A 13,966-nucleotide genomic window follows, 5' to 3' on the forward strand; every position below is an offset into this window, starting at 1 on the left:
CGGCGGTATGAAAATACCGCCGCTGTTTCTATGTAAGGTTTTGTTTATTTGTATTCCTTGGAAACAATGACGTTGCCGTCCTTATCCACGTATTCCACAATCAGCGACTCTGCGCCGGAAACCTGTTCTTTGAGTTCCTTAAGGCCAGCCTGGAAAGTAGAAGCCATCTGCTCCATGCCGCTCTCCAGAGTCTGCTTGGCCGCGTCGGCATCTCCGATGTCCGTGGTGAACTGATAGCGGTACACCAAGGAGTTTTCTCTTTGGATCAGCTCCAGCTTCATACCGCTGCTGTCCAGCGTGTCCTTCATCGACTCCATCTGCGATTGGATGCTGCTGATATACTTATCCATGCTGCCCGCGCCGGAACCACCGCACGAGGCAAAAGACAAGCACATGACAAGACAGCATACTGCAACCAAAAGTTTCTTCATCCTGATCTCTCCTCAAAAAGTTTTTTGCCCCCTACCGCAAACGCCGCAATGACGGAAAGGGAAAGAAGCATAAACGTCCCAGAGCGAAGCCCTGGGACGTTTGGAGCGGGAAACGGGATTCGAACCCGCGACTTTCGGCTTGGGAAGCCGACGCTCTACCGCTGAACTACTCCCGCGAAGTATTCCAGATTATAGCACGGGTTCGGAAAAAATGCAAGAGGTTATGGAATACTTTGTTCGAATAATTTTCCCGCCTGATCCGGTTGGTCGCAGACGGCGAAAAACACATACCCGTTCTTTTCCAGAATCACAGAGGTGGAAACTTTGGTGTATTCGGTGTTGCTGTAAGACCGGTAAGAGGATTCCTTCAGGCTGATATGCTCGCCCACCGCGTCCTTGACCGACGAAACCGATTCCTTGGAAGACGCCTGGATGATTCCGATTTCATCCGCGTTTCCCTCCGTGTCGCTGACCAAATACGCGAAATCCGCCACCTCGCTGTCCTTGAGCACAAAGTGCAGAGACATCTGGGGCTTTTTGATCACAGAATAGTCCTTGATCTCCAGCTTTGCCGCGATCGCTTCCACCTTTGCCGCCGCGTCTTGCTCATAAGCGGCGGTGGACGCATCGTTTGAGGAACAGGAAACAAAAAGCAGGCAAATCAAACTCAATATGGCCAATCCTCCCACACGGAAGAAGAAAGCCAAACGCTTGCGCATATTGTTTCACCACACAACCTTCAAAATTCCAACAGAACAAGAACCGACCCTTTGCGGTTCCCTTCTTATTATACTACAAACCAAGGCTTACGCAAGCTGACAAAACAGACAGAAAAGAAAAGAGAAGAAAGTGCATATCATACAAAGAAAAAGAAACGATGCTTTTTGCCGGTTTCCAGCAAAAAGTCCGGAAAACAGGAAGAGAAAATTTCCCCATTGTAAAGAAGGGGAAAGGCATGGCTTTACATAAAAATGACGAAGCGATTCGGCTGTTCCCAGGAGTAATCCACATTTTCCACCGAGTTTTCCACCGAACAGGACCGGGACAACCGCTTTTTTTCGTGAAAATGTGGAAAACTTCGTTTGTTTTGCCCATTTTCCACATGTGCCCGGTGGAAAACTGAAGTTTACGTAATGCGGGAATAAACACCAATTTCGTAGATATACGGCGAGTTATCACTCCTTGACGGATAAGGGAGCTTTTGTACCCAGTTGATTGCAGAATTGGAACGGCGCAAAACCGGGTCAGGCGGAGACGCCTGAAGAGACCGCAGCGGCCTGTTCTTCCACCGAAAGGATGGAAGCCCCCTTATAATAGTGGGTGAGAATGTCCTGCCATTTGGTGCCCTGGCGCGCCATGTAATCTGCTCCGTACTGGCTCATGCCCACCCCGTGGCCGTATCCCTTTACCGTGAAGGTGAATACCCCGTCCGCCGCCAGGATGCTGAAATTTGCCGACCGAAGCCCCAAAGCCTCCCGAATCTGCCGGCCGGACAAGGTCCCGCTTCCCACGGCGATGGAAGTCACCGTGCCGGCGGGACTCAGCTGCGCTTCTCCGAACCAGGCCGCCGTATCCTCCGGCAAGGTCAGGTCCGGGAAGGCGGTCAGCAGGGCCGACTGCAAATCAGCCGCCCCAAAGGAAACCTGGGTCTGGTATTCGGGGGCCAGCGTGTCGCCCGGGCTTTCCACCGACTGCAGGTAGGCGACGTCATTGCCCCAGTAGACCCCGGCGGTTTCGGTTACGCCGCCGGAAATGGCGTGATAGACCGCCAGAATCGGCTCGCCCTCGTACACCAGCAGCTTACCGGAAACCTCCTTGACGGCCGCCTCAATGCGCTCCCAGGCGGCGGAAAAGCTGTCTCCCCACTGAGCCTGAGCTTGTTCTTTGGGGATATAGCCTTCCTTTTGAGCGGTATTGACGGTAAAATAGGCGCCTTGCAGGGAGGGGTCCGGGCTGGCCTTCTGCTGCTCGCGCTTGCGGTAGGCACCGGTGTAAGCTGCCACCGCCTGGGCTTTGAGGGCCTCCGTGTGGAAGGAGGGAGGCATTTCCGCCGCTACCGCCCCGCACAAATAGTCGTATGCGCTCACCGTCAGCACCTTCCCGTCCGCCTCATCCAGCAGCAGGAAAGTGTCCTCCGGCTTTGTGGGGGAAGGGGATTGGCCCTGGGGCTGGGAGAATAGGTTTGTCCCCGCCATCAGCGGCAAAAAGAGCATGCAAATCAGCAAGGCAAGCGCAAGACAAAGATACCGTTTCATAACCCGCTCCTTTGTTCATCTTGAGAATTGTTTTGATTGTCATTCCTGCATGTAGGGGATGAAAAAAGGAAAATGCCGGAGCAACTTCCCCAAAAATGCAGGAACTCTTTCGCAAACTTTCAAAAAAATCGAAAAACCCGTCGGATATTCTTGACTTTGACCGGGTGGTATTATAAAATGACAACTAACGCTATGATTTGGAAGCATTTGAATGGAGGAGATACCGTGACGCCGTACGCCAACGAAGACCTGCGGGGGGATACCCTTAAAGATTTATGCGACGAGTTTCGGAAAAATAACCACATCCGGGCGGAGGACTACGAACGCTTTGGAGTCAAGCGAGGCCTTCGCAACCAGGATGGATCGGGCGTCATGGCGGGCCTAAGCCTCATTTGTAATGTCCACGGCTACGTGCTCGACGACGGGGAAAAGAAGGCGGTGCCCGGCAAGCTGATCTACCGGGGCGTGGACATCAACGACATTGTGGACGGCTGCGTCAAAGAGCAGCGGTTCGGATTTGAGGAAGTGGTGTGGCTCCTGCTCTTCGGCAAACTGCCAAACCCGCGCCAGCTGCATATGTTCGCAAGGCTGCTGGCCGATTCCAGAGAGCTGCCGGAATACTTTGTGGAGGACATGATTATCAAAGCCCCGTCCCCCAACATTATGAATAAGCTGGCTCGTTCGGTGCTTGCCCTTTATTCCTATGACGACGACCCGGAGAACAATTCCCTGGAGAACCTGATGCTCCAGTCCATCCACTTGATCGCCCAGTTGCCCACCATCATGGTCAACGCCTACCAGGTTAAGCGCCGGCACTATGATCGGGAGACCATGTACTTTCATCCGTTGGACCCCCAGCAGGACACGGCGGAAGCCATTCTGGGCACCTTGCGCATGGACCGCAAGTTCACCCCCGAGGAGGCAAGGCTTCTGGACTTATGCCTGATTCTCCACGCCGAGCACGGCGGAGGCAACAATTCTACCTTCACCACTCGTGTGGTCACCTCCTCCGGTTCGGACACCTATTCGGCCATTGCCGCGGCCATCGGGTCTTTGAAGGGACCCCGCCACGGCGGCGCCAACATCAAGGTTATGGAAATGCTCGGCTACCTATTAAGAGGAGTCAAGGATTATGACGACGACGAGGAAATCGCCCGCTTCCTGGAAAAGATGATCGACCGGGAGGAAGGGGACCGGTCCGGCCTCATCTACGGCATGGGCCACGCGGTTTACACGCTCTCCGACCCGCGGGCGCTGATTCTGCGCGACAATGTGCAGCCTTTGGCCGAAAAATGCGGCCTTAGTGACGAACTGAAGCTTTTGGAGGCGGTGGAGCGGCTGACGCCTCAGGTGTTTGCCCGAAAGAAGGGAAACACCAAGGCCATGTGCGCCAATGTGGATTTGTATTCCGGGCTTGTCTACCGCTGCCTGGGGATTCCCCAGGAGCTGTTTACCCCCTTGTTCGCCGTTTCCCGGATCGCCGGATGGTGCGCCCACCGGATGGAGGAATCGGAGATGGGCAAGCGGATCATCCGTCCGGCCTACAAGTCGGTGGCGAAAATGTCCACCTATGTCCCTCTTTCCCAGCGGGAATAAGGCTGCCAAGCGAAGGAGTGGGAAAATGCAACCGGTCCGATTACATCCGCAGTGCATCCGCTGTTTGCTTGAGAAGCAGTTGAATCATTTTCCTCAGGGCATATCCGAGGAAGAACAGATTGTATATATGCAGCGGGTCCTGCGTACGCTTGCAGATGCGCCCAAAACGGCCAGCGCGCCGGTTGTGGTGCGTGAAATTGGCAGAATTCAAAGGCAGATGTTCGGCTATGAAGAGGACTATTCGGAAGTAAAAACCCATTTTAACCAGATCATGCTGGAACGGGAAGAGGAGATCCGGGGAAAGCTGCGCCGGGCGAAGGACCCTTTGAAGCTGGCGGTACAGTATGCCATGACTGGAAACTACATTGATTTTGGGGCCATGCAGAAGGTGGACGAAGCGAAGCTGGACCGGTTACTCCAGCAGGCAGAGGAGCTGCCGCTGCAGGAGCAGGAATACCAGTCCCTCAGGCAGACTTTGTTAAGCGGGAAGAGCGTGGTATATCTAACGGATAACTGCGGTGAAATCGTGCTGGACAAGCTGCTGATGCAGGAGATTAAACGGATCAACGAACAGGCGCGTGTTACGGCGGTCGTCCGTGGACACAGGGTGCTCAACGACGCGACGATGGAAGACGCCAAACAGGTTGCGCTGGCCGACGCGGCATATGTCATGGATAACGGCAGCGACATTGCCGGCACATGCCTGGACGACATTTCCCGGAAAGCGAAACAGGCACTGGACCAGGCGGACGTAATCCTGGCCAAAGGGCAGGCAAACTTTGAAACGCTGTGCAAATGCGGAAAAAATGTGTACTATCTTTTTATGTGCAAATGCAGCTTATTTGCAGACCGGTTTGGGGTGCCGATGTATCACGGCATTTTGATTCACGACAGGAACTGCTGCGCTTAAGCTGGATATGATTATGTCATGATAAAAGCCGGACGGCGAGTGAAAGCTCGCCGTCCGGCTTTTTGTGCAGTGACAGGAAAGAGACCGGCAAGGGTCTCCCTTTTATTCCTGGGCGCCGCACTATTTCTATAGCTTCGATCCGGCGTGTTTTTCCTGCGGGCCGCCGCTGCTTTCAGGCCTTCGCATTGCGCCGTAAAACCGCAGAGAGGCCCTGCTTTCACCTTTTGTCCGGCAGGTCTGGTTAGTTTACATAAGATATCGACTCGTCTCCAAATTACCCCAGGGGGAATCTGGAATTTGAGAGGATATCTTTGGCAGGTTGCTGTAAGAAAAGAGGAAAGGAAGGCCTATTTTATACAAATTGGTAAATTAAAGCAGGAGCAACCGGGATTCCCCAGGATTTGGTGTGAAAAGTTTACAAAATCGCGTTCCTTTTCTATTGCAATGGAGGCGCGTTGTCGCTATAATTGATACCAGTGGTGCGAGATGGAGCCAAAAAGCATTAAAATGGTGTAAGATGGAGCATAACACAACCGAAGGGAGGGGAACGCCGTGCTCTTGGGCCGATACCAGCATACTTTGGACGCCAAGGGCCGTGTGTTTGTCCCCGCAAAGCTTCGGGAGACGTTGGGGGAACGCTTCGTCGCCACCAAAGGCAAGGATGTTTGCATCTGCATTTACCCTATGGAAGAATGGTCCCGGCAGGAGGCAAAGCTTCTGGCCCTGCCGTCGAAATACAGCGACCTGCAGCGGTTTTACTTTTCCAACGCCGCGGAACTCGAGCCGGATAAGCAAGGGCGCGTCCTGCTGCCCGCCGACCTGCGGGAGTATGCCGGGCTTGAGAACGACGTGGTCATCATGGGGGTGGGCAACCGGGTGGAAATCTGGAACGCCGCCGACCGCCAGGCAAACACCAGTGAGTTAACGCCCCAGAGCGCGGCCATGCTTATGGACGAGCTGGGCATTTAAAGAACACAATCCAAGTCAGAAAGGGTGGTACGCGTGGAATTTTCCCATCGTCCGGTGCTGCTTGACGAATGCATCAACGCGCTTGCCATCCGGGCAGACGGCGTTTATGTGGACGGGACCGCCGGAGGCGGGGGGCACTCCCAGGAAATTGCCAAGCGCCTGACCACCGGGCGGCTCGTCGCTATTGACCAGGACCCGGACGCCATTTTAGCGGCGGGTGCCCGGCTTTCTCCCTATCCCCAAGCCACCCTAGTCCGCTCAAACTTTTCGCGAATGGCCCAGGTACTCGGGGAACTGGGCATTTCCAAGGTGGACGGGGTCCTTTTGGACATCGGCGTTTCCTCCCATCAGCTGGATACCCCTGAGCGGGGATTTTCCTACCATGCCGACGCGCCGCTTGACATGCGCATGTCCCAGGAAGGCCCCTCGGCCAAGGATCTGGTAAACGGGCTTCCTGAACGGGAGCTTTCGAGAATTTTATTCGAATACGGAGAGGAGCGCTATGCCAGGGGAATCGCCCGGGCCATCGTGCGCCGGCGGGAGCAAGGGCCCATCGAAACCACCGGCGAACTGGTGGATGCGATCAAAAGCGGAATGCCCGCAGCCGCCAAACGAGAACAGGGCCATCCGGCCCGCAGGACCTTCCAGGCCCTGCGCATCGAGGTAAATGGCGAGCTCGACCGGCTCAGGGAAGGGCTTGAAGCCGCGTTTTCGTCGTTAAAGGTAGGCGGGCGGCTGGCAGTCATCACCTTTCACTCGCTGGAGGACCGGATTGTCAAACGTCAATACGCCGCCTGGTGCAAGGGCTGTACCTGCCCGCCGGATTTCCCGGTGTGCGTCTGCGGCAAGACCCCTCAGGGGAAGCTCTATACGCGAAAGCCCATTGAAGCGGGAAAAGAGGAGCTCGAAGAGAACCCCCGCAGCCGCAGCGCCAAGCTGCGGGTCATTGAAAAAATCAAGGAAGAATGAGGAGGAAATCCCCTCCCGTATGAATAGAAAGGAGGCAGCGGAGTGGCCGCCAGCCAGAGAAACGAAGCCTATGACTTTTCCCTGTTTGAAGAGCGGGAAAGCCGGGTCATACGGATGCCGGAAAAGAAAAAGGAAAAAAAAGTGCAGAAGGCCAGCGCCGTGGAAGGATACCTGCGGGCATTTTTGCTGGTGGTCGCCGCCGCCGTCGCCCTTTCGGTGGTGGGCTACATGGTCTACTGCAAGATGACTCTGTCCGAACTGGGAGACCAGCTGGTGAACGCCAAGGCGGAGCTTACCTTGGCGGACAGCGAGTTTATCCGCCTGCAAACCGATTTACAGGAAAAAATGGCTACCCGTAACATTGAGGAGCAGGCTAAGGCCCTGGGAATGGAACGGCCCCAGGCCAACCAGATCGAATACGTCGTCATCAACGATACCGACAAGGTGGAGGTAGCGCAGCCGTCCCAGGAGAAGGGGTTCTTCGAATCCATCTTCGACACGATCGCAAGCTGGCTGTCATAATGAGAGCAAAGGCGAAATATGTATGATGTGGAGCGCCGCGTCCGGGAAAGGGACGGCGCGGACACAATAAAAAAACGGAGAGTTGAGAGAACATCTTAACTCTCGTTTTTTCAAAGGGAGGAAAGAGGAATGTCGAAAGGCCCGACGAGGAAGATGGTCGTGAAAATGACGGTGCTCATGGTGCTTCTGGTCTTTGTCGCCTTCGGTACGGTGCTTGGACAGTTGGTAAACATCCAGTTCATCAACGGCGACTACTACCAGGAAAAGGCCATCAACCAGCAGCTGCGCACTTCGACCATCAACGCGGCCCGCGGCACCATATACGACTGCAATATGAAGGCAATGGTCACCAGCGGCACCGTCTGGACGGTGGTGCTTTCTCCCGCCGACATTGATTCGGACGAGAAGCTAAATAAAATTGCCGACGGCCTGGCGCCAATTTTGGGCATCGACCGGGCTGTCATCATGGAAAAGGGACAGAACAAAAAGTCCCAGTTTCAGATCATCGCCCGTAAGGTGGAGAAGCCGGTGTTCGATGCCATTTCCACCTTTGTGGTGGACAATGACATTGGAAATGCCGTGGTCATGATCGAAGACTCCAAGCGCTACTATTCCTACGGCGACCTGGGCGCTTCCATCATCGGCTTCACCGGCACCGACAACCAGGGCCTCCAGGGCATCGAGGCCGCTTACGACAACGTGCTCCAGGGCGTGCCCGGCAAGGTGGTAGTGGCCAAGAACGCCTACCAGACCGACATGCCCTTTGACTATGAAACCCAGATCGAACCTCAGGACGGGAGCAGCCTGGTTCTGACCATCGACGAAAGCATCCAGGCCTTTGTAGAACGCAGTCTGGAAACGGCGGTGCAGGAGAACGACGTGGGCAACCGGGCCGCCGCCATCGTTATGAATGTGAAAACCGGCGAGATTCTCGCCATGGCCACCGAGCCGGACTACGACCTGACAAAGCCCTTCGAACTTTACGACCCGAGCCTGCAGTCCATCATCGACGCGGCGTCGGAGGAGGACAAAGAAAAGACCACTACGGATGTATTCAACTACCAATGGAGCAACAAGGCCATCACCGATACTTATGAGCCGGGTTCCGTTTTCAAGACATTTACCTCCGCCATGGCGCTGGAGGAAAAGAAGGTTTCCGCGTCGGATACCTTTTTCTGTCCGGGCTACCAGATTGTGGGTGGCATTCGCATCAACTGCGCGAAAACCACCGGTCACGGCTCCTTAGACTTCTGGGGCGCGCTGCAAAAGTCCTGCAACCCCTCCTTTATGCAGATCGGCGAACGGGTGGGGCCCCACCTGTTCTTCCAGTACTTCAAGTCCTTCGGCTTTACCGAGAAAACCGGGATTGACCTGCTGGGAGAGGCCGCCAACACCGGCCTTTACCACAAAGAGGAAGACTTAAAGCCCGTCGAGCTTGCCACCTCTTCCTTCGGCCAGACCTTCAAGGTTACCCCCATCCAGATGATCACCGCTTTCTGCGCGGCGGTCAACGGCGGCAACCTGATGGAACCCTATATCGTCAGCAAGGTGCTTGACAGCGACGGCAACATCATCGAGAGTACCCAGCCTACCGTGCGCCGCCAGGTGATTTCTGCAGAAACCTCCGCGGAACTTTGCAAGATGCTGGAATCGGTGGTGTCCATCAGCGGCGGACGAAACGCCTACATCCCCGGCTACCGGGTGGGCGGCAAGACCGGTACCTCCCAGAAGCAGGATAAGTGGAATGAAGATCATACTGCTCGTCCTTACCGCATTGCTTCCTTCTGCGGCTTCGCCCCGGCGGACGACCCGCAGATTGCCATGCTGGTTCTTCTCGACGAACCCCACGGAGACAACGCAAACGGCGGCGCCATCGCGGCACCCGTGCTGCGCGAGGTGTTCGAGGACGCCCTGCCTCATCTGGGCATCCAGCCGGTCTACAGCGAAAGCGAGCTGGAAAACGCCGATACCAGCGCCCCGGCCCTGGTGGGCCTTACCACCTCCCAAGCCCAGACCAAGCTTACCCAGTCCGGCTTTAAAACCAAGATCATCGGCTCGGGCGATACGGTGCTCAAACAGGTGCCGTCTCAGTACAGCACCATGCCCCGCGGCGGGACCGTAGTGCTCTATACCTCCTCGGATACCGGCCAGGAAGGGGACGTGGTGGTGCCCGACTTTGCCAGCATGACCCTGTCCCAGGCAAATGCGGCGGCGGTGGGCGCCGGGCTCAACGTGCGCATCACCGGCATCGGGCTGGAAAGCACCGACGCGTACTGCTCCAAGCAAAGCATCGCCGCGGATACGACGGTGCTGCGCGGAACCGTCATCGAGCTGGAATTCCTGCACAAGGTGGATGAAAACGTCGGCAACCTGATTGAATAGCATAAAAGCAAACCACAATAGAAGAAGGAGGCCCTGCCATGACGCTCGGCGAGCTGCTGGCGCCCCAAAGGGTGCCGCAGAGCTTGACCGACGTGAAAATCAGCGCCATCGCCCGCAACATCGAGCGGGTGACGCAGGGAAGTCTATTTGTTATCACCAAAAAGCATCTCCATGAAGGAACACAGCTGGCCCACCAGGCCCTCAAGGCCGGGGCTGCCGCCGTGGTCACCCAGGAGGACTTGCAGCTGGAGCGGCAGGTTCTGGTGGAGGACACTGCCGAAAGCTACGCCAAGCTCTGTTCCGCCTGGTTCGGCCATCCCGCCCAGAAGCTCAAGCTCCTGGGCGTCACCGGCACCAACGGAAAAACCACCGTCACCCACATGCTCAAGGAAATCTTAGAGCAGGCGGGGCACCGGTGCGGCCTGGTGGGAACCATCGGCAACGAAACCGGCAAAAGCGCCCTGGAAGCCCACAACACCACCCCCGACGCTTTCGAGCTCCATTCCCTGTTCGCCAGGATGGTGGAGGAAGGGTGCGAGTACGCGGTGATGGAGGTTTCCTCCCATGCGCTCGACCAGGGCCGGGTAGCCGGCTTGACTTTTGAGGCGGGCGTGTTTACAAACCTGACCCAGGACCACTTGGATTATCACAAAACCATGCAAAACTACCTGCTTGCCAAGCGCAAGCTGTTCGAGCAGTCCAAGCAGGCGGTGCTCAACCTGGACGATCCGTACGGGCTGAAAATCGCCGACGGCCTTTCCTGCCGGAAGGTTACCTTCTCCATCCGCTCCGGCAACGCCGATTACTTTGCCGATTCCTTCACCCCCCACCCGGCAGGAATTGATTTTAACCTGATCGCACCCCAGGGGAAAAGCCGGGTGAATCTGAAGGTGCCCGGAGCGTTTTCCGCGTCGAACGCCCTTGCCGCGGCGGCCTGCGCCCTTGTGGTGGGCATCCCGTTTTTGACGGTGACAGCGGGGCTCAATGCCTTCCCCGGAGTCAAGGGCAGGCTGGAGCTGGTAGAGACCGGGCGGCCCTTTACCGTGGCCATTGATTACGCCCATACCCCAGACGGGCTTCGTAAGGTCATTGAGGCGGTGAAAACCTCCGCAAAAGGGCGGGTGGTGGTCCTCTTCGGCTGCGGCGGAGACCGGGACCGCACCAAGCGTCCCCTCATGGGGCGGGTGGTTGCGTCCATGGCCGATTATGCTATAATAACCAGTGACAATCCCCGCACGGAGGATCCGAAGAAGATCATCGACGAAATCCTGGAAGGGATGGGAGGCGGAAGGGCGTCCTATACCGTTATTGTTAATCGGGCCCAGGCCATCCGTTTCGCCATCCAAAACGCAAGAACGGATGATTTTATCCTGCTCGCGGGAAAGGGCCACGAAACCTACCAGGTGCTGCGCGAAGGGGTCATTCCTTTCGACGAACGGGAGATTATAAAAGAGGCGCTCAAAGAGCCGCTTTCCTAGCGGCGGAGAATCAGGAGAAAAGGGGAAGCTAGATGAGAATGTCGGTATCCGAAGCGGCTATGGCCGTGGGCGGAAAATGGGAAACGGACGCGGTCTTTTCCAGCGTCTGCACGGACAGCCGAAAGCTCAAGCCCGGATGTCTGTTTGTGGCCGTGGAAGGGGAAAACTTCGACGGCCACGCCTTCATCCGCGCCGCCGAAGAACAAGGCGCGGCGGCGGTTTTGTGCCACAAGCGGGTGAAATCGGGCTTGCCTGCCATTCTTGTGAAAAACACCCAGACGGCCCTTTTACGGCTCGCCGCTTATTACCGCTCGAAGTTTGACATCCCGGTGGTGGGCCTGACCGGCAGCGTGGGCAAGACCACTACCAAGGACATGACCGCCTGTGTCCTTGCAAGCCGGTATCGTACGCTTAAAACCCAGGGCAATTTCAATAATGAAATCGGCCTGCCGCTGACCGTGTTCCAAATGGACGAAACCACCCAAGCAGCGGTGCTGGAAATGGGTATGAGCAATTTCGGGGAGATTTCCCGCCTATCCCAGGCGGCGGCTCCCACTCTGGGAATCATCACGAAAATCGGCGTGTCCCACATGGAGACGCTGGGCTCCCAGGAAGGAATCCTCAAAGCGAAACTGGAACTGCTCGATGGGTTAAAGTCAGGAGCGCCACTCTTACTCAATGGGGACGATCCGTTTTTAAAGGACATTACTTATTCAAGCCGCCCGGTGCTTTTCTTCGGGATCGAAAACCAGGCGTGCGACTTTAAAGCGGAGGACATCGAGCAGGGGGAAGACAGCACCCGCTTTATGGTGTGCTATGAAAGAAAGCGGTATCCGGTTACTCTGCCTACCATCGGGCTTCACAACGTCTATGACGCGCTGGCAGCCTTCGGGGCGGGGGTCACTCTGGGCGTGCCGCCCCGGGCGGCGGCCAAGGCACTGTCGGGATACCTGCCCTCCGGCATGCGCCAGCGGGTGGTGCGCTGTGAGGGCCTGACCGTGATTGAGGACTGCTACAACGCCAGCCCCGACTCGGTCAAAGCCGCCCTGACCGCCCTTGGGGAAATGCCCTGTAAGGGACGGCGGGTCGCGGTGCTGGGCGATATGCTGGAGCTGGGCGGCATTTCCGAAGAAGCCCATCTTTCCTGCGGCATGCAGGCGGCGAAGAACGCCGACCTTTTGTTTGCGTTCGGCCCCTTGGCAAGCGGGTATGCGAAAGGGGCGCGTGAGGCCGGCATGCAGGCGGTATGGGAGTTTGACGGCAGGGCGGGCAAAGGACCTTTGATTGACGCGCTGCTGGAAGCATTACAGGACGGGGACGCGGTTCTTTTTAAGGCGAGCCGAGGGATGAAGCTGGAAGAGGCCATCGCCCCGCTTTATGAGAGGTGGAAAAAACAGTGTTAGGTGCGGCGACAGGGATAGCGGCCTTGGTGGCGTTTGCGGTAACGGTGCTGCTGGGCTTTGTGGCAATTCCATTTTTAAAACGGCTGAAATTCGGGCAAAGTATTCTGGAGGACGGCCCGACCTGGCATATGAAAAAGCAGGGAACCCCCACCATGGGCGGTATTATGCCCATCGCGGGGGTGGTCTGCGCGGTGGCGGTGACCTTTTTGGTCTTTACCATCGCCTGGCCCACCGTGCTGCCGGGTGAGACCTCCCTGCAGAAAACCAGGCTTTGGTTTGGGCTTTTGATGGCCCTGTGCATGGGCCTGATCGGGTTTCTCGACGATTATATCAAGGTAGTCAAAAAGCGCAACCTGGGCCTTACTTCCAAGCAAAAGCTTTTTTTGCAGATTCTCGCCGCCTTGGTGTACGCCATCCCGGTGTACCTGGCAGGGGAGCACGGCATGTACATCCCCTTTTACGGGGACTTTGAGATGGGGATCTGGTACATTCCCGTCATGGTGTTCATCATCGCCGCGGTGGTCAACGCCGTCAACCTGACCGACGGCTTGGACGGCCTGGCATCCAGCGTCACCTTCTTCGTCTCGGTGACCTTCATGGTCACGGCGGGGCTTCTGAGTATGCTGGGAGTGGCCATTGCGGGCGCTGCCATGGCAGGCGCCTGCCTGGGCTTTCTGGTGTGGAACTTCTACCCGGCTAAGGTGTTCATGGGAGACACCGGCTCCCTTTTCATGGGCGGAATGGTCTGCGCGCTGATTTTCGGCGTGGATATGCCGCTTTTGTTCCTGCCGGCGGGCATCATTTTCCTGGCGGAAACCCTGTCGGTCTCCATGCAGGTGATTTTCTTCAAGCTCACCCACGGCAAACGTCTGTTTAAAATGGCGCCGCTGCACCATCATTTTGAAATGAGCGGCTGGCGGGAGGTCAAGGTGACCACCGTCTTCTCGATTGTGACGATTGTCGGCTGTATCGCAACGCTTTTACTTGTGATTTACGACCGTATTTTATAACCACACCTGCGCACCCTAACCCATAAGAGAACTTGATTTTG

12 protein-coding genes and 1 tRNA gene are annotated in these 13,966 nt (G+C 56.5%); 9 read left to right on the forward strand and 4 right to left on the reverse strand.

Features of this window, described 5'->3' with window-relative positions; translation table 11 throughout:
• Positions 1-44: 44 nt before the first annotated feature.
• The 4 genes from WMO26_RS07900 to spoIID form a co-directional block, all read right to left on the reverse strand.
• Positions 45-431 carry a DUF4854 domain-containing protein gene (locus tag WMO26_RS07900; RefSeq protein WP_349219403.1) on the reverse strand — a complete coding sequence of 129 codons (387 nt, stop codon included), beginning with the start codon at positions 429-431 and terminating at the stop codon, positions 45-47.
• A gap of 101 nt (positions 432-532) precedes the next feature.
• Positions 533-607 (reverse strand) — tRNA-Gly (locus tag WMO26_RS07905).
• A 45-nt stretch (positions 608-652) separates the two neighbouring features.
• Complete coding sequence (locus tag WMO26_RS07910) at positions 653-1,102, reverse strand: DUF4358 domain-containing protein (RefSeq protein ID WP_349219405.1); 450 nt, start codon at positions 1,100-1,102, stop codon at positions 653-655.
• A gap of 573 nt (positions 1,103-1,675) precedes the next feature.
• Positions 1,676-2,686, reverse strand: coding sequence for a stage II sporulation protein D (gene spoIID / locus WMO26_RS07915; protein WP_349219406.1), 1,011 nt, complete (start codon positions 2,684-2,686; stop codon positions 1,676-1,678).
• A 177-nt stretch (positions 2,687-2,863) separates the two neighbouring features.
• Here spoIID and WMO26_RS07920 point away from each other — a divergent pair, with 177 nt between their 5' ends.
• From WMO26_RS07920 to mraY, 9 genes are all read left to right on the forward strand, one after another.
• On the forward strand, positions 2,864-4,282 hold the full coding sequence (locus WMO26_RS07920) for a citrate synthase (protein WP_349219408.1): 1,419 nt from the start codon (positions 2,864-2,866) through the stop codon (positions 4,280-4,282).
• 25 nt (positions 4,283-4,307) lie between these two features.
• Positions 4,308-5,192, forward strand: coding sequence for a damage-control phosphatase ARMT1 family protein (locus tag WMO26_RS07925; RefSeq protein ID WP_349219410.1), 885 nt, complete (start codon positions 4,308-4,310; stop codon positions 5,190-5,192).
• A 552-nt stretch (positions 5,193-5,744) separates the two neighbouring features.
• Entirely contained in the window at positions 5,745-6,161 is a 417-nt protein-coding gene (mraZ, locus tag WMO26_RS07930) for a division/cell wall cluster transcriptional repressor MraZ (RefSeq protein WP_349219412.1), read from the forward strand.
• 33 nt (positions 6,162-6,194) lie between these two features.
• Positions 6,195-7,130 carry a 16S rRNA (cytosine(1402)-N(4))-methyltransferase RsmH gene (gene rsmH, locus WMO26_RS07935; protein ID WP_349219414.1) on the forward strand — a complete coding sequence of 312 codons (936 nt, stop codon included), beginning with the start codon at positions 6,195-6,197 and terminating at the stop codon, positions 7,128-7,130.
• A gap of 42 nt (positions 7,131-7,172) precedes the next feature.
• Complete coding sequence (locus tag WMO26_RS07940) at positions 7,173-7,652, forward strand: hypothetical protein (protein ID WP_349219416.1); 480 nt, start codon at positions 7,173-7,175, stop codon at positions 7,650-7,652.
• A gap of 129 nt (positions 7,653-7,781) precedes the next feature.
• Positions 7,782-10,034 carry a penicillin-binding transpeptidase domain-containing protein gene (locus tag WMO26_RS07945; RefSeq protein ID WP_349219418.1) on the forward strand — a complete coding sequence of 751 codons (2,253 nt, stop codon included), beginning with the start codon at positions 7,782-7,784 and terminating at the stop codon, positions 10,032-10,034.
• Between the two features lie 38 nt (positions 10,035-10,072).
• Positions 10,073-11,512, forward strand: a complete 1,440-nt coding sequence (locus WMO26_RS07950) for a UDP-N-acetylmuramoyl-L-alanyl-D-glutamate--2,6-diaminopimelate ligase (RefSeq protein WP_349219420.1) — start codon at positions 10,073-10,075, stop codon at positions 11,510-11,512.
• Between the two features lie 32 nt (positions 11,513-11,544).
• Positions 11,545-12,915, forward strand: a complete 1,371-nt coding sequence (locus tag WMO26_RS07955; RefSeq protein WP_349219422.1) for a UDP-N-acetylmuramoyl-tripeptide--D-alanyl-D-alanine ligase — start codon at positions 11,545-11,547, stop codon at positions 12,913-12,915.
• Positions 12,909-13,925 carry a phospho-N-acetylmuramoyl-pentapeptide-transferase gene (gene mraY, locus WMO26_RS07960; RefSeq protein ID WP_349219424.1) on the forward strand — a complete coding sequence of 339 codons (1,017 nt, stop codon included), beginning with the start codon at positions 12,909-12,911 and terminating at the stop codon, positions 13,923-13,925. The genes WMO26_RS07955 and mraY overlap by 7 nt, the downstream gene beginning before the upstream one ends.
• Positions 13,926-13,966 lie beyond the last annotated feature (41 nt).

The sequence above is a fragment of the Solibaculum intestinale genome (assembly GCF_040096205.1).
GTDB classification, from domain to species: Bacteria; Bacillota; Clostridia; order Oscillospirales; family Acutalibacteraceae; genus Solibaculum_A; species Solibaculum_A intestinale.